Annotated in this window: 17 protein-coding genes; 8 read left to right on the top strand and 9 right to left on the bottom strand. The window is 68.5% G+C overall.

The genetic code is table 11. The annotated features are described in order from the left end of the window. Window positions 1-71: 71 nt before the first annotated feature. Window positions 72-812: a sulfate transporter CysZ gene (gene cysZ / locus CHC02_RS00840; RefSeq protein WP_089389623.1), complete on the bottom strand. Its 741-nt coding sequence runs from the start codon at window positions 810-812 to the stop codon at window positions 72-74. A gap of 86 nt (window positions 813-898) precedes the next feature. Further along, window positions 899-2,836, bottom strand: coding sequence for a sensor domain-containing diguanylate cyclase (locus CHC02_RS00835; protein WP_089389622.1), 1,938 nt, complete (start codon window positions 2,834-2,836; stop codon window positions 899-901). A gap of 367 nt (window positions 2,837-3,203) precedes the next feature. Between CHC02_RS00835 and trxB the strand changes: the two genes are divergently transcribed. Further along, window positions 3,204-4,151: a thioredoxin-disulfide reductase gene (trxB, locus tag CHC02_RS00830; RefSeq protein ID WP_089389621.1), complete on the top strand. Its 948-nt coding sequence runs from the start codon at window positions 3,204-3,206 to the stop codon at window positions 4,149-4,151. Between the two features lie 812 nt (window positions 4,152-4,963). Here trxB and CHC02_RS00825 read toward each other — a convergent pair. The 5 genes from CHC02_RS00825 to folM form a co-directional block, all read right to left on the bottom strand. Beyond that, window positions 4,964-5,302 carry a HopJ type III effector protein gene (locus CHC02_RS00825; protein ID WP_009616043.1) on the bottom strand — a complete coding sequence of 113 codons (339 nt, stop codon included), beginning with the start codon at window positions 5,300-5,302 and terminating at the stop codon, window positions 4,964-4,966. A gap of 13 nt (window positions 5,303-5,315) precedes the next feature. After that, complete coding sequence (locus CHC02_RS00820) at window positions 5,316-5,639, bottom strand: DUF1244 domain-containing protein (RefSeq protein ID WP_009616044.1); 324 nt, start codon at window positions 5,637-5,639, stop codon at window positions 5,316-5,318. Between the two features lie 118 nt (window positions 5,640-5,757). Beyond that, window positions 5,758-6,129: a dihydroneopterin triphosphate 2'-epimerase gene (gene folX, locus CHC02_RS00815; RefSeq protein WP_009616045.1), complete on the bottom strand. Its 372-nt coding sequence runs from the start codon at window positions 6,127-6,129 to the stop codon at window positions 5,758-5,760. A gap of 2 nt (window positions 6,130-6,131) precedes the next feature. After that, window positions 6,132-6,692, bottom strand: a complete 561-nt coding sequence (folE, locus tag CHC02_RS00810; RefSeq protein WP_208604337.1) for a GTP cyclohydrolase I FolE — start codon at window positions 6,690-6,692, stop codon at window positions 6,132-6,134. Between the two features lie 29 nt (window positions 6,693-6,721). Further along, window positions 6,722-7,432 carry a dihydromonapterin reductase gene (folM, locus tag CHC02_RS00805; protein WP_089389619.1) on the bottom strand — a complete coding sequence of 237 codons (711 nt, stop codon included), beginning with the start codon at window positions 7,430-7,432 and terminating at the stop codon, window positions 6,722-6,724. A gap of 148 nt (window positions 7,433-7,580) precedes the next feature. On the opposite strand from folM, the gene CHC02_RS00800 reads away from it, so the two are divergent. Next, window positions 7,581-8,033, top strand: a complete 453-nt coding sequence (locus CHC02_RS00800; protein ID WP_089389618.1) for a flavodoxin — start codon at window positions 7,581-7,583, stop codon at window positions 8,031-8,033. Window positions 8,034-8,241: 208 nt separating this feature from the next. On the opposite strand, the gene CHC02_RS00795 is transcribed toward CHC02_RS00800, so the two are convergent. After that, on the bottom strand, window positions 8,242-9,126 hold the full coding sequence (locus tag CHC02_RS00795; RefSeq protein ID WP_089389617.1) for a LysR family transcriptional regulator: 885 nt from the start codon (window positions 9,124-9,126) through the stop codon (window positions 8,242-8,244). Between the two features lie 98 nt (window positions 9,127-9,224). Between CHC02_RS00795 and CHC02_RS00790 the strand changes: the two genes are divergently transcribed. The 6 genes from CHC02_RS00790 (at window position 9,225) to CHC02_RS00765 (ending at window position 13,965) form a co-directional block, all read left to right on the top strand. Further along, a complete protein-coding gene (locus CHC02_RS00790) occupies window positions 9,225-9,602 on the top strand; it encodes a CidA/LrgA family protein (protein WP_089389616.1) in 378 nt (125 codons plus the stop codon). Then, the gene (locus CHC02_RS00785) at window positions 9,589-10,287 is read left to right on the top strand and encodes an LrgB family protein (RefSeq protein ID WP_089389615.1); all 699 of its coding nucleotides are present in this window, start codon (window positions 9,589-9,591) and stop codon (window positions 10,285-10,287) included. The genes CHC02_RS00790 and CHC02_RS00785 overlap by 14 nt, the downstream gene beginning before the upstream one ends. 89 nt (window positions 10,288-10,376) lie before the next feature. After that, window positions 10,377-11,153, top strand: coding sequence for a class II aldolase/adducin family protein (locus tag CHC02_RS00780; protein ID WP_089389614.1), 777 nt, complete (start codon window positions 10,377-10,379; stop codon window positions 11,151-11,153). Continuing rightward, entirely contained in the window at window positions 11,153-12,049 is an 897-nt protein-coding gene (locus tag CHC02_RS00775; RefSeq protein WP_089389613.1) for an alpha/beta fold hydrolase, read from the top strand. Before CHC02_RS00780 ends, CHC02_RS00775 begins: the two co-directional genes overlap by 1 nt. 121 nt (window positions 12,050-12,170) lie before the next feature. Further along, on the top strand, window positions 12,171-13,082 hold the full coding sequence (locus tag CHC02_RS00770; RefSeq protein ID WP_089389612.1) for an SDR family oxidoreductase: 912 nt from the start codon (window positions 12,171-12,173) through the stop codon (window positions 13,080-13,082). 115 nt (window positions 13,083-13,197) lie between these two features. Further along, window positions 13,198-13,965: a crotonase/enoyl-CoA hydratase family protein gene (locus tag CHC02_RS00765; protein ID WP_089389611.1), complete on the top strand. Its 768-nt coding sequence runs from the start codon at window positions 13,198-13,200 to the stop codon at window positions 13,963-13,965. 303 nt (window positions 13,966-14,268) lie between these two features. Here the strand turns inward: CHC02_RS00765 and CHC02_RS00760 are convergent, their stop codons facing one another. Next, window positions 14,269-14,613 (bottom strand): cupin domain-containing protein, encoded by a 345-nt coding sequence (locus tag CHC02_RS00760; protein ID WP_089389610.1) that lies wholly within the window; start codon window positions 14,611-14,613, stop codon window positions 14,269-14,271. Window positions 14,614-14,624: the final 11 nt, after the last annotated feature.

The raw sequence follows: 14,624 nt of genomic DNA, 5'->3' as shown, positions 1-14,624 counted from the left end.
TGGGGAGGAAGGGACATCCTGCAGCGGAGGGCACCGCTGCAGGATGAGAAGGGAAAGGCGATGCGCCCGGGTTATTTCACCAGCGCCTTCTCCCCCTCCTCGCGCACCCAGAACAGCACTGCGCCGGCCACGGCGGCGGGCATGGCGACCAGGTTGACCAGCGGGATCAGCAGCGCCAGGTAGGTGATGCCGCCAAAGCCCATGCAGGCCCAGCGCTTGCTGCGCAGCCAGGCGAGCATCTCGTTCCAGCCCAGCTTGTGGTTGTCCGCCGGGTAGTCGATGTACTGCACGGCCATCATCCAGACGCCGAACACCAGCCACAGCGGGGTGGCGATGATGTTCAGGCCGGGGATCAGGCTGAGGATGAACAGGGCGATGGCGCGCGGCAGGAAGTAGCCGAGCTTGCGCAGTTCGCGGGCGACGGTGCGGGGCACCATGGCGGCCAGTTCGGCCCAGCTGAAGGCCGGGAAGTCGTCCTGGCCGCGCACCACCACCTCGACCTTCTCGGCGAGGAAGCCGTTGAACGGCGAGGCGATCAGGTTGGCCACCAGGGTGAAGCTGAAGAACAGGATCAGCAGCACCAGCAGGACGAACAGCGGCCAGAGGATGTACTGGAGGAAGTCCAGCCACTGCGGCAGGCTGGGCATCAGCCAGTCGACCCAGTGGCTGAACTGGTTCACCGCGAAGCCGATCAGGCCGACGAACAGCAGCAGGTTGATCGTCAGGGGCAGCAGCACGAACAGGCGCAGTCCCGGGCGCATCATGAGTTTCAGGCCTTCGCCGAGGTATTGCGGGCCGCTCAGGGTGGACATGGAACATCTCCGTAGGAAACCAGCTTGCGACCTTAGCAGGGCCGGCGCACGCTCGCGAGCCGTCTGTTTTGCCTGTTGTGTGGGGTTCAGGCGCGGTAGCGGCTGTAGTGGTTGCGCTGTTGCTTGGCGCGGTACATGGCGCTGTCGGCGGCGTGGATCAGGCCTTCGGCGTCGCCGGCGTCGGCCGGGTAGAGGGCGATGCCGATGCTGGCGGAGAGGAACTCCAGGCGCTGCTCGCCGGCGTGGTAGTCCTGGTTGAGGCTGGCCAGCAGGCGCCCGGCCAGGCGCTCGGCGCTGTCGCAGTCCACGCCTTCGAGGACCACCGCGAACTCGTCGCCGCCCAGGCGGAAGGCCATGTCCGGCTGGCGCAGGTTGCCGCGCAGGCGCTCGCCCACGGCGGCCAGCACGGCGTCGCCGGCGGCGTGGCCGAAGCGGTCGTTGACCGGCTTGAAGTGGTCCAGGTCGACGTACAGCAGGGCCACGCTGGTGCCTTGCGCGCAGCGCTGCAGGGCCAGGGGCAACTGTTCGCCGAAGGCCTTGCGGTTGCCCAGGCCGGTCAGCGCGTCGCGGTAGGCGAGGTCCAGCAGGCGCTGCTGGTAGGCAACCTGCAGGCTGATGTCGCGGAGGATGCCGCGGAAGCCGCGGAACTGCCCCTGGGCGTCGGTGATCGGCGAGACCTTCGTCTCGAAGATCACGCGCTGGCCGTCGCGGCGCTTGAAGGGCGCGGCGAAGGTGGTTTCCTGCTCGCCGTCGCGCACCTGCTGGTAAAGGCCGCGGGCGCGCGTCACGTCCTGTTCGTCGAGCAGTTCCCGGTAGGAGTGGCCTTCCACTTCCTCGGCCGTGTAGCCGAGCAGGCGGCAGAAGGCGGTGTTCACCGTGAGCACCACGCCGTCGCCGTCCATCTCGAAGTAGCCGTCGCGGATGCTGTCGAGGATGGCGCGGTCGCGGGCCTCGCTGCGCTCCAGGCGTTCGAGCATCTGGTTGACTTCGCAGGCCAGCTGGCCGACTTCGTCGCGGCCCATGTCGGCCAGACGGGCGGGACCGGTGTCGGCGCCGATGCTCGCCACCTCGCGGTTGAGCCGCTGCACGCGGCGGATCACCCAGATCTCCAGGACCAGGTAGGCCAGCAGCAGGGCGGTGAGGCTGATCAGCAAGGTCATGCCGAGGAACAGGCGGATGGCCTCCTGGCCCTGCTGGTAGGCGACCCGCGACTTGCTGATGGCCAGGCTGAACTGCGGCGTGTCGGTGGCGTCCAGGAACAGCAGTGTGACCTGCTGGGTACTGGCGTCGAGCACCCGCCGCGGGCTCAGCAGGGTGCCGCCGTTGCGCCCCGGCAGGTGCAGGGTGCGCCAGCCGTCGCCGGGCATTACTCCGGGCTGCACCTGCAGGCGCGCGTCCATCTGCTCCTGCAGGGCGCGCACGTGGCGCTGGTCGAGCAGGTAGCCGGCGACGATGGCGCCGACCGGCTCGGCGCGGCCCAGGTTGTCGCTGATCGGCTGGCTGAGCAGCAGCAGCGGGGTGCCGTCCACCAGCAACCATTGCGCCAGGCTGCGCGACGGGTCGCCCTGCAGGTCCAGCACGCCCAGGTCCAGGGCGCGGCGCAGCAGGCCCTGGCGCAGTCGCTCGGGGCTGGGCGCGCCGGCTATCGCCTGGGACGCGGCGAGCCGTGCCTCGTCCCAGCGCTGGGTGACCACGCGGCCCTGGCGGTCGAGGTAGAGCGCGAAGTCGAAGCCCAGGTTGCCGAGCATGTCGATGTCCAGGTTCTCCCGCACGAACCCCGGCGTGGGGTGCAAGACGAAGCCGTAGCTGGCGTCCCACCAGGCGTAGCTGCGCAGCAGGTCCAGGTGGCGCTGCTTCTCGAAGGCCAGGCGGTTGTCGAGCACGCGCACCTCGTCGTACAGGCGCTGGCGGTCGTCGCGGTCGAAGCGTTCGAGCAGGATGTGCTCGGACAGCAGCCAGATGCCCAGCAGGCTGAGGGCCAGCAGCGGCAGGTACAGCAGGAGCAGTCGGTTTCTCAGTGGCATGCCGGGCGCGCAGGTGGGAGAGGGGCGAATACTGAGTCTAGTTGGCCTGCCGCGGGGGATAGCCGGCCTCTATCGGGGGCATTGAGATTGGGCATTTCGTTCGCGGCGCGGCGGGCCTTACGCTGCGCGGCAATCTCCAGTCGCGAACGGATCGGCCGGCGAAGCGGAATGTCCCTGACTTATCTCAAAGTGACTTTGGGAAACGTCTGACAGACTTCAGGCCGTGGGTGACTCCACGGCAGCGCCGCCCGCTCCTGACGGCCCTGCCTTCCTCGCGATCTGTGCGTTTAGCGGGAGCTGCCGCGCCTCCCAACCTTCCCCCAGGTACCTTGGCAGCTCCCTTTTCTTGTTCGACGAGGAGTCAGCCATGCCTGAAGTTCGTCATGCCCGCGTCATCATCCTGGGTTCCGGCCCCGCCGGTTACTCGGCCGCCGTCTATGCCGCCCGCGCCAATCTCAGGCCGTTGCTGATCACCGGCCTGCAGGCCGGCGGCCAACTGACCACCACCACCGAGGTGGACAACTGGCCCGGCGACCCCCACGGCCTCACCGGCCCTGCGCTGATGCAACGCATGCAGGAGCACGCCGAGCGCTTCGAGACCGAGATCGTCTTCGACCACATCCACGCCGTGGACCTGGCCGGCAAGCCGCTGGTGCTCAAGGGCGACAGCGGCACCTACACCGCCGACGCGCTGATCATCGCCACCGGCGCCAGCGCCCGCTACCTGGGCCTGCCTTCGGAGGCGGCGTTCATGGGCAAGGGCGTTTCCGCCTGCGCCACCTGCGACGGCTTCTTCTACCGCAACCGCGAAGTGGCGGTGGTCGGTGGCGGCAACACGGCGGTGGAGGAGGCGCTGTACCTGGCCAACATCGCCAGCAAGGTGACCCTGGTGCACCGCCGCGAGACCTTCCGCGCCGAGAAGATCCTGCAGGACAAGCTGCATGCCCGTATCGCCGAAGGGAAAATCGCCCTGAAGCTCAATGCCCAGGTGGAGGAGGTGCTGGGTGACGACATGGGCGTCACCGGCGTGCGCCTGCGCAACAACGATGGTGGCGCCGAGGAACTGCAGGTGGACGGCCTGTTCGTGGCCATCGGGCATACCCCGAACACCTCGCTGTTCGAGAACCAGCTGCAACTGAAGGACGGCTACCTGGTGGTCAACGGCGGCCGCGACGGCAACGCCACCGCCACCAGCATCCCCGGCGTGTTCGCCGCCGGCGACGTGGCCGACCACGTCTACCGCCAGGCCATCACCTCGGCCGGCGCCGGCTGCATGGCGGCGCTGGACGTGGAGCGCTACCTGGATTCGCTGTAACGGCCCCAAGAGCCGGCGTGCAGGAAGGAGCCCCGCTGGTCGGGGCTTTTTCCTTTTTGACGGGGGCGCCGTGGCAGCCGTCCAGCCCGATCGCGGACGGAGTCCTACGCTGGCCGAGCCATGCCATTCCCCTGTAGGAGCGCAGCCCTGCGCGCGAATCGCGGGCAGGGCCCGCTCCTACAACTCCTGTGAGGCACGGTCGTAGGACTCTGTGCGTGATCATGGCGGATAACGCCGTAGGCGTTATGCGCCCTACGAACTATCGCGAACGCGGAAACCCAGGGTTCGCGAGCAAGAACTAGGCGTCCCCCTCGATCCTACGAAAAAAACCAAGCGGCTCGTGCTCTGGCTTTTGCATTGGGACTTCCAGAGAAACATCCAAGCGCACCGGAACGCCCCTTCAGAAGGCCGAGCGAAACCGGCGCTCAGGAGGTCATGCGACATGGATGTCGCGAGAGCCCCGACCAGTACAGGGACGTGCTGTCGGGGCGGGCCTCCGTGGCGGGGGAGTTCGTGAGGGTAGCCCGGCTTTATCGGGCCCGTATGTCGGGGCAAGCGTTTTGGTTACTTTGGGCGGGGGTGACCTTCCACCGATTGCCAAAGTGACTCGCCCGAGGGAGCGAAACAAGAAACATCAACGCACTCGGAGCGGCGCGCTACACCAAGCCCCCAAGCCACTGGGTTCCCGCGTTCGCGGGAATGACGAGGGGGGTAAGGAGCGTGGAACCGAATCTCACGCGCGAGCGAGCCCTGCCCCAAAACGCCACCCAAGAAAAAGCCCCGCATCGCGGGGCTTTTCTACATCCGAGGCCTCAACCGCGCCGCGACAACGGCTGGCGCTCGAAGCGCACGCCAGCCAGGCCGGTGTTCTGCAGGGCGCGGATGTTGGCGTGGTCGGTGCCCTCGGGCGTATCACGCACCGCGCGGTAGTGCTCACCGAAGGCCAGCAGGGTTTCCTCCAGGCTCAGGCCCTCGAGGATGGCGAAGCCGAGGGTCTTGCAGGAGCCCTCGTTCTGCCCGGCCGGGTTTTCCACCGGGCCGTTGCTGAAGGCGCTGGGGCTGTAGCTGTAGTGCTCGGCGATGAACGCCAGGGTATCGGTGAACAGGTGCTGCTCGCTGCGCAGGCGCGCGCGGAAATCGGTGAGGGTCATCAAGGCGGGCTCGTCAGTGTTTCTTGGCGGTGTCGAAGGCGGCCTGCTGCTCGGGCGAGGCTTCCTTCTGGTATTTCGCCTTCCATTCGGCGTAAGGCATGCCGTAGATCTCCTCGCGGGCCTGTTCCGGGCTCAGCTCCAGGCCCATGTCGTCGGCCGCGGCCTTGTACCACTTGGACAGGCAGTTGCGGCAGAAGCCGGCGAGGTTCATCAGGTCGATGTTCTGCACGTCCTTGCGGTTGCGCAGGTGCTGCACCAGGGTGCGGAACGCCGCGGCTTCCAGTTCCGTGCGTTGTTCCTGGCTGAGGTCGAGGATGCTGTGTTCGGGCTTGCTCATAGGTCGGGCTCTCGCGTGGCGCGTCGTCGTGGGACGTCGGGGCTCTTCGGGGCTGCGCAGATGATAAGAGCGGGGGCGGGCGCCAGCAATGGCCGTTGGCCAGGCGGCGCCGCGTGGCTCAGCGCTGCGCGGCGAGGGCGATCGACACCGACTCGGCGAAGCGCAGGGCGTGGGGCTTGTCCACCTCCACCTCGGCGTAGCGCACCGCCGGGTGGGCCATGACCAGGTCGAGGATTTCCTGGGTCAGGCGCTCCAGCAGGGCGAAGCGGTTCTCCTCGACGTGGGCGATGATCGCCTTGGTGATGGTGCGGTAGTTCAGCGCGTGCTCGATGTCGTTGACCTGCACCGCCTCCTGCGAGGGGTAGAGGATGGTCAGGTTGATCAGCACGTCCTGCTTGTTGAGGATTTCCTCTTCCTTGATGCCGATGTAGGTGCGCACGCGCAGATCCTTCACGCGGATCCGCGCCATGCCCGGCTGCAATTGCGTCATTGTCACTTGCTCCGTCCGATCAGTTGCAGGAACTCCTGGCGGGTGTTGCTGGAGTCGCGGAAGGCGCCGAGCATCACCGAGGTGAACATCTGCGAGTTCTGCTTCTCCACCCCGCGCATCATCATGCACATGTGCTGGGCCTCGATCACTACCGCCACGCCGGCGGCGCCGGTGATGCGCTCGATGGCCTCGGCGATCTGCCGCGTCAGGTTCTCCTGGATCTGCAGGCGCCGCGCGAACATGTCGACGATGCGCGCCACCTTCGACAGCCCCAGCACCCGCCCGGTGGGAATGTACGCCACATGGGCCTTGCCGATGAAGGGCAGCAGGTGGTGTTCGCACAGCGAATACAGCTCGATGTCGCGGACGATCACCATTTCGTCGTTGTCCGAGGCGAACAGCGCGCCGTTGACGATCTCCTCCAGGCTCAGCTCGTAGCCGTGGCACAGGTAGCGCATGGCCTTGGCGGCGCGCTTGGGGGTGTCGAGCAGGCCTTCGCGGTCGGGGTTCTCGCCCAGGCCCAGGAGTATCTCGCGGTAGTTCGCGGACAGGGAATCGGTCATTGCAGGGTTCCTCGCGCCACGGCGGGCGGTCATTTGAGGTGCCGGCCGCCGTTGACGGTCAAGGTGGTGCCGGTGACGTAGGGGGTGTCCAGCAGGTAGCGGATGGCCTGGTAGACGACGTCCGGCCCGGGCTCGATGCCCAGGGCGGATTTCGCCAGGGTGCGCGCGCGGTAGTCGGCGTCGTCCCCGGTGTTGAACATGACCAGCGCCGGGGCGATGGTGTTGACCTTGATCTTCGGCGCGAAGCGCGCGGCGAAGGACAGCGTCAGGCTGTCCAGCCCGGCCTTGCTGGCGCAGTAGGCGACGTGCTTGGCGCTGCCCCTGCGCACCACGTCGTCGCTGACGTGGATGATGTCGGCCGGCTGCGAGCGCTCCAGCAGCGGCGCGCAGTGCAGGTTGATCAGGTAGGGGGCGAGCATGTGCACGCTGAACAGCGCGCGGAAGGCCTCGGCCTCGTGGCCGGGCGTCTCGGCGAGCCAGGTGGAGGCGTTGTGGACGATGGCGCGCAGGCTGTCGGTGTGGGCCTTGAGCACGTCGATGAAGGCGAGGATGCCGGCCTCGTCGGCGAAGTCGCCGTGCAGGCAGGTCGCGCCGCGCTCGCGCAGTTGCTGCAGCCCGGGCTTCTCGCTGCGGTAGCTGACGATCACCGGCTGGCCCGCGTCGAGCAGGCGCAGGGCGCAGTGCAGGCCGACGCGCTGGCTGGCGCCGGTGATCAGGATGGGGGCCGGGGATGCGCTCATGCGAGCCTCGTGGCTGGTGGAAAACGGCCGGCGGAGGCATATCCGAGCGGCGCGGTGGGAAAAAACTATACCAGCCCGGCGGCGCCGGCGAACACCCGTGGCCGGCTTGCGGCATAATGGGCGTTTGTCGCATGAACCGGGAGTTTCCATGAAAGTCGCCATTCTGTCCGGGTCGGTCTACGGCACCGCCGAGGAGGTCGCGCGCCATGCCAAGCGCCTGCTGGAGGCCGCGGGCCTAGAGACCTGGTTCGAGCCGCGCGCCGGCCTGGACGCGCTGGTCGAGGCCGCGCCCGACGCCTTCCTGACGGTCACCTCGACCACCGGCCTGGGCGAGCTGCCGGACAACATCCAGCCGCTGTACTACGCCCTGCGCGACCGCCTGCCGAACTGGCGCGGCCTGCCCGGCGCGGTGATCGGCCTGGGCGACTCCAGCTATGGCGACACCTACTGCGGCGGCGGCGAGCAGGTGCGCGAGCTGTACGCCGAGCTGGGCCTGCGCGAGGTGCTGCCGATGCTGCGCCTGGACGCCAGCGAGACGGTCACCCCGGAGACCGACGCCGAGCCCTGGATCGCCGATTTCATCGCTGCATTGAAAGGCTGATCCATCCCCCGGCGTTGGCTGTGGCCCCGGCGTATCGGCGGATAACCGCGAACGGTTATTCGCCCTACGCCGCTGGGTTCGGTGTAGGGCGAATAACGCCTACGGCGTTATCCGCCGTTTGGCCGTGATCCTCGGCGGCTCCGGGGTTGACCTGGGCATTGGCTGTGGCCCCGGTGTATCGGCGGATAACCGCGAACGGTTATTCGCCCTACGGATGCAGCGGAAACTCCTCCAGCAGCGCCAGCCAGGCCTTGGCCGCGTGGGACAGGTAGGCGTCGCGGCGCCAGATGAAGCAGATGTCCCAGCGCAGGTCCGGTTCGCTCAGCAGCACCCGTGCCACCCCTGGCCGTACCACTTCCTCGGCCACCGCGCGCGGCAACAGCACCACGCCCTGGCCGGCGGCGACCAGCGCGCCGAGGAAGTCGGCCTGGCCGCTGCGGCCGCCCTCGCGGGGTTCGAAGCCGGCCTCGTGGCAGGCGCGCAGCAGGCGGTCGTTGAGGGTGAAGCTCTGCTGGTAGAGCAGGAAGGGGGTGTCGGCCAGCTCGGCCAGGGCGATGCTTTCGCGCCCGGCCAGCGGGTGCTCGGCCGGCAGCAGGGCGTCCAGCGGTTCGTTGCAGAACCGCTGCCAGTCGAAGCCGGGGTCGCTGGGGGTGAGGGCGCCGGCCAGTTCCAGTTCGCCGGCGTGCACCGCCTGCTCCAGGCTCTTGCTGCCGCCTTCCACCAGGTGCACCTGGATGTGCGGGTAGCGCTTGCGGTACTCGGCGAAGCGCCAGGCGAACAGGGCGTCGGCGCCCAGCAGCGGCAGGCCCAGGCGCAGCTCGCCGCGCTTCATCTGGCTGAGGTCGTCCAGTTCGGTCAGCAGTTCGCGGCGCAGGCGCAGCATGTCCTCGGCACGGCGCAGCACCACTTCGCCGGCGGCGGTCAGGCGCACGTGCGGGCCGCTGCGCTCCAGCAACTGCACCTGCAGGCTCTGCTCCAGCTGGGCCACCTGCTTGCTCACGGCCGACTGGCTGGCATGCAGGCGTACCGCGGCCTGGGTGAAGCTGCCCTGGCGCACCACCTCGACGAAGCTGCGTAGCTGCTTGAATTCCATTCTGGAATGGCTCCGATTCGAACAATTCGCTTTGGGGATAGTACCCCCGGGCTTAACCTGAGCGCCATCCACTCCGCAGCGCCACGCAGGCACCCGAAATGACTCGCCGCATCCTCCGACTGGGCTTCGAACTCGCCGTCCTCATCGCCTTCTGGTGGTTCGGCGGCTGGCTGGCCAGGGCCACCGGCCTGCCGCTGCCCGGCGGGGTGGTGGGGCTCGGCCTGCTGCTGGCGCTGTTCGCCAGCGGGGCGGTGCGCCCGGCCCTGCTGCAGGGCGGCGCCGGGCTGCTGCTGGCGGAGATGCTGCTGTTCTTCATCCCCGCGCTGATGAGCCTGCTGGACTACGGCCCGCTGCTGCGCAGCGAGGGCTGGAAGATATTGCTGGTGATCATGTGCAGCACCCTGCTGGTGATGCTGGTCACCGCGCTGTCGGTGGAAGGCATGTACCGCTGGAGGTCGCGCCATGAGTCTCGATAAGCAAGCCCTGTTCTGGTTGGCCCTGACCCTCGGCGGCTACCTGTTCAGCCGCCAGTTGTACAAGCGCGTGCGCTGGTACGGCTTCGCGCCCATCGTGTTCGTCCCGGTGCTGCTGTTCGCCGTGGCCATCCCGCTGCACGCCCGCTACGCCGACTACGCCCGCGACACCAACTGGCTGGTGGCGCTGCTGGGCCCGGCCACCGTGGCCTTCGCCGTGCCCATCTGGCAGCAGCGGGCGCTGCTCGCCCGGCACTGGCCGGCGCTGCTGGTGGGCATGTGCGCCGGCTCCGCGGTGGCCATCGGCAGCTCCTGGGCGCTGGCCAATGCCCTGGCCCTGGACGGCCAGGTGGCGCTGTCGCTGGTGCCGCGTTCGATTACCACGCCGCTGGCCATGGAAATGTCTCACGACCTGGGCGGGGTGCCGGAGCTGACTGCGGCCTTCGTGATGATCACCGGGGTGTTCGGCGCCCTGGCCGGCGGCCTGCTGATGAAGCTGCTGCCGCTGCGCTCGACCCTCGCCCGCGGCGCCCTGCTGGGCGTCGGCGCCCACGGCGCGGGCACCAGCCGGGCCTACGAGTTCGGCGGCGAGGAGGGTTCCACCGCCGGGCTGCTGATGGTCCTCACCGGGCTGTTCAACCTGTTGCTGGCGCCCGCCGTTGCACTGGTCCTACAATTCAACTCCTAAGATGCGACTGTCAGACCTCCGACAGTCGCGCCGCCCCCGGCTGACTAGACTGGCCCCATCGAACAACAACAACCGATGAGGACCGCCCCATGAACGCCGCCGCTCCCGCACCCTCCGTGAAAGACCAGGTCTCCGAGGCCGAATGGCAGACCCGCGTCGACCTCGCCGCCTGCTACCGGCTGATCGCCCTGCACGGCTGGGACGACCTGATCTTCACCCACATCTCGGCCAAGGTCCCGGGCACCGAGGACTTCCTCATCAACCCCTACGGCATGATGTTCCACGAGATCACCGCCTCCAGCCTGGTGAAGGTGGACCTGGCCGGCAGGAAGCTGATGGACAGCCCCTACGACATCAACCCCGCCGGCTACACCATCCACAGCGCGGTCCACGAGGTGCGCCACGACGTCGGTTGCGTGCTGCACATCCACACCCCCGCCGGCATCGCCGTGTCGGCGCAGAAGAACGGCCTGCTGCCGCTGTCGCAGCAATCGCTGTTCGTGCTCTCCAGCCTGGCCTACCACGGCTACGAGGGCGTGGCCCTGAACCACGACGAGAAGGCTCGCCTGCAGGCCGACCTGGGCGACAGGAACTTCATGATCCTGCCCAACCACGGCCTGCTGACCGCCTTCGGCACCGTCGCCGACGCCTTCCTCGGCATGTTCACCCTGCAGCGCGCCTGCGAGGCGCAGATCATGGCGCAGAGCGGCGGCGGCGAGCTGATCCACATCCCGCAGCAGATCCTCGACGGCGCCCGGGCGATGCTCGCCGGGGTGATGAAGACCTCCCAGGGCATGGGCGGGCAGTTGGCCTGGCCGGCGCTGCTGCGCAAGCTCGACCTGCAGAACCCCGGCTACCGCGACTGATGGCCGGCATCGCCATCCCCCTGCGCGACTGGCGCGCGCAGGGGCGCAGCTTCGACTTCCACGGCCACGCCATCCGTTACTGGGAGGCCGGCGCCGGCGAGCCGCTGCTGCTGATCCACGGCTTCCCCAGCGCCTCCTGGGACTGGAACAAGCTGTGGCAGCCGCTGGCCGGGCGCTACCGGGTGATCGCCTGCGACATGCTCGGCTTCGGCGACTCGGCCAAGCCGCGCGGCCACGCCTACCGCATCCACGAGCAGGCTGACCTGCAGCAGGCGTTGCTGGAGCATCTGGCGGTGCGCGAGCCTGTGCACCTGCTGGTCCACGACTACGGCAACAGCGTCGGCCAGGAACTGCTGGCGCGGCACCTCGAAGGGCGCATCCAGCTGGCCTCGCTGGTGTTCCTCAATGGCGGGCTGTTCCCCGAGACGCACCGCCCGGTGCTCTCGCAGAAGCTGCTGCTCAGCCCCCTGGGCGGCTTCTTCGGGCGCTTCTTCGACCGTGGCAAGCTGGCCGCCAACTTCGCCAAGGTGTTCGGCCCGCGCACCCAGCCGAGCGAGGAGGAACTGGACGCCTTCTGGAGCCTGGTCGCCTGCAACGACGGGCCGAAGGTGATGCACCGGCTGATCCACTACATCCTCGACCGCCGCGAACACCGCGAGCGCTGGGTCGGCGCCATGCAGCGCGCCGGCGTGCCGCTGCGGCTGATCGACGGGCCGCTGGACCCGATCTCCGGCGCGCACATGGTCGAGCGCTACCGCCAGTTGATCCCGCAGCCGGACACGGTGATGCTCGACGGCATCGGCCACTACCCGCAGACCGAGGCGCCGGAGCAGGTGCTGGCGCACTACCTGGCGTTCCGCGCGCGCCTGGCCGGGCAGGTGCAGCCGGCGGCCTGAAGGGGCCGCCGGCATCATCCCCGGACCTTATCGGGGCATATTCAGCCCCGGCGTCTTGGTTGTGACCGTCAAACGTCTGTTTGACACTCCGTAGCCATCAACCTGCCAGGGAGTTCCAACCATGAGTGATGCCGTTCGTTTCGACGACAAGGTCGTGATCGTCACCGGTGCCGGCGGCGGCCTCGGCCGTGCCCACGCCCTGCTGTTCGCCAGGCATGGCGCCAAGGTGGTGGTGAACGACCTGGGCGGCAGCACCCACGGCGAGGGCGCCAACGCCTCGGCGGCCGACCGCGTGGTGGCGGAGATCCGCGCCGCCGGCGGCACCGCCATCGCCAACCACGACTCGGTGACCGACGGCGAGAACATCGTGCGCCAGGCCGTGGAAGCCTTCGGCCGCGTCGACGTGGTGGTGAACAACGCCGGCATCCTGCGCGACAAGACCTTCCACAAGATGGAGGACGCCGACTGGGACCTGGTCTACAAGGTCCACGTCGAGGGCGCCTACAAGGTCACCCGCGCCGCCTGGCCGCTGATGCGCGAGCAGGGCTACGGGCGGGTGATCTTCACCGCCTCCACCTCGGGCATCTACGGCAACTTCGGGCAGAGCAACTACGGCATGGCCAAGCTCGGCCTCTACGGCCTGACCCGTACCCTGGCCCTGGAAGGCCGCAAGAACAACATCCTGGTCAACGCCATCGCCCCCACCGGCGGCACCCGCATGACCGAGGGGCTGATCCCGCCGCAGGTGTTCGAGCAGCTCAAGCCCGAGCTGGTCAGCCCGCTGGTGGTCTACCTGGGCAGCGAGGCCTGCCAGGACACCTCCGGCCTCTACGAGGTGGGCGGCGGCTGGATGGGCAAGGTGCGCTGGGAGCGCAGCCTGGGCTTCGGCTTCGACCCGCGCGAAGGCTTCGATGCCGAGGACGTGGCGGCGCACTGGCAGCAGATCAGCAGCTTCGAGAACGCGGTGCACCCGGCGGACAACGTCAAGGCCCTGCGCGAGATGATGGCCAACCTGCAGAAATACGTCGGCTGATCGCGACAGCCTGACGGGCGGAACGGCCAGGGTGCTGCTCCGCGCTCCGTGACGCAGTAAGGTGGAGGGCCGGCGCAAGTCGGCCTTCGTCCTTTCCGTCAGCCTGGAGTCCAGCATGAGCGTGATCGTCGAGCACAACGGCCCGGTAACCACCCTGATCATCGATCGTCCCGAGGCGCGCAACGCCGTCGACCGGCCCACCGCCGACGCCCTGGCCGAGGCCCTGCGCGCCTTCGAGGCCGACGAGCAGGCGAAGGTGGCGGTGCTCACCGGCGCCGGCGGCACCTTCTGCGCCGGCGCGGACCTCACCGCGGTGGCGCAGGACAGCGAAAGGCGCAACCGCCTGGAAAACGAAGGCGACGCCCCCATGGGCCCCAGCCGCATGCAGCTGAGCAAGCCGCTGATCGCCGCCATCGAGGGCTACGCGGTGGCCGGCGGCCTGGAGCTGGCGCTGCTCGCCGACCTGCGGGTGATGGCCGAGGACGCGGTGTGCGGGGTGTTCTGCCGGCGCTTCGGCGTGCCGCTGATCGACGGCGGCACCGTGCGCCTGCCGCGCATCGTCGGCCAGGGCAGGGCGCTGGACCTGATCCTCACCGGCCGCCCGGTGGCCGCCCAGGAAGCCCTGGGCATGGGCCTGGCCAACCGCGTGGTGGCCAAGGGCGAGGCCCGCGCCGCCGCCGAGGACCTGGCCCGGCAGATCGCCGACTTCCCCCAGGCCTGCATGCTGGCCGACCGCGGCAGCGTCTACGCGCAGTGGAACCAGTCGTTCGACGTGGCCATGGCCAACGAATTCCAGGGCGGGCTGATGGTGATCCTCAGCGGCGAGACCCAGACCGGGGCGCAACGCTTCGCGCGGGGGGAGGGGCGGCATGGGAAGTTTTGAGGGGTGGGGCGGGGCTGCTTTTCGTAGGAGCGCTCGCGAATGAAGTTTCCCTGGGGCGCTGCTGCATGAGGGAAGCGCCTTTCCCTCTCCCTAACCAGGGGACTGTCCTCTGCCTGCTGCGGGTTCGGCGTAATCCTGTGAGCATGGCGTATCAGGAGTAGGCCTGACTTCCAACTCGCTCCGAACGGCTCCCTCTCCCTTCAGGGAGAGGGCTGGGGAGAGGGGGCGGAGTCAACCCGAAACACTGCAATCACCGGGAAACTCCATTCGCGAGCAAGCTCGCTCCTACGAAGGGCCTCGGCCTCAGCGCTTGATGATCACGTACGTCTTGCGAACCGTCTCCTGGATGTCCCACACCCCCAGGCTGTTCTGCGGCAGCAGGAAGGCGTCGCCGGCCTGGAAGGCGATGGGCTCGCCGTCGTCCGGGGTGAAGGTGCCGCGGCCGCTGATGAAGTGGCAGAACTCCTGCTCGACGATCTGCCGGCGCCAGCGGCCCGGGGTGCATTCCCAGATGCCGGTGTCGACCTGGTCGGGGCGTTCCACTTCGGCCACGCGGGTGTGCGAGACGGGCTCGCCCAGGGGCACGGCGACCGGGTTGGCTTCGCCCAGGGGGGCGTTGGGGGTGTCCTTGAGGTGGGTGATCTTCATCGGGGCTCCAG

Origin of the sequence: Pseudomonas delhiensis (genome assembly GCF_900187975.1) — a bacterium.
GTDB classification, from domain to species: Bacteria; Pseudomonadota; Gammaproteobacteria; order Pseudomonadales; family Pseudomonadaceae; genus Pseudomonas; species Pseudomonas delhiensis.
This window is presented reverse-complemented; position numbering and strand designations above follow the sequence as displayed.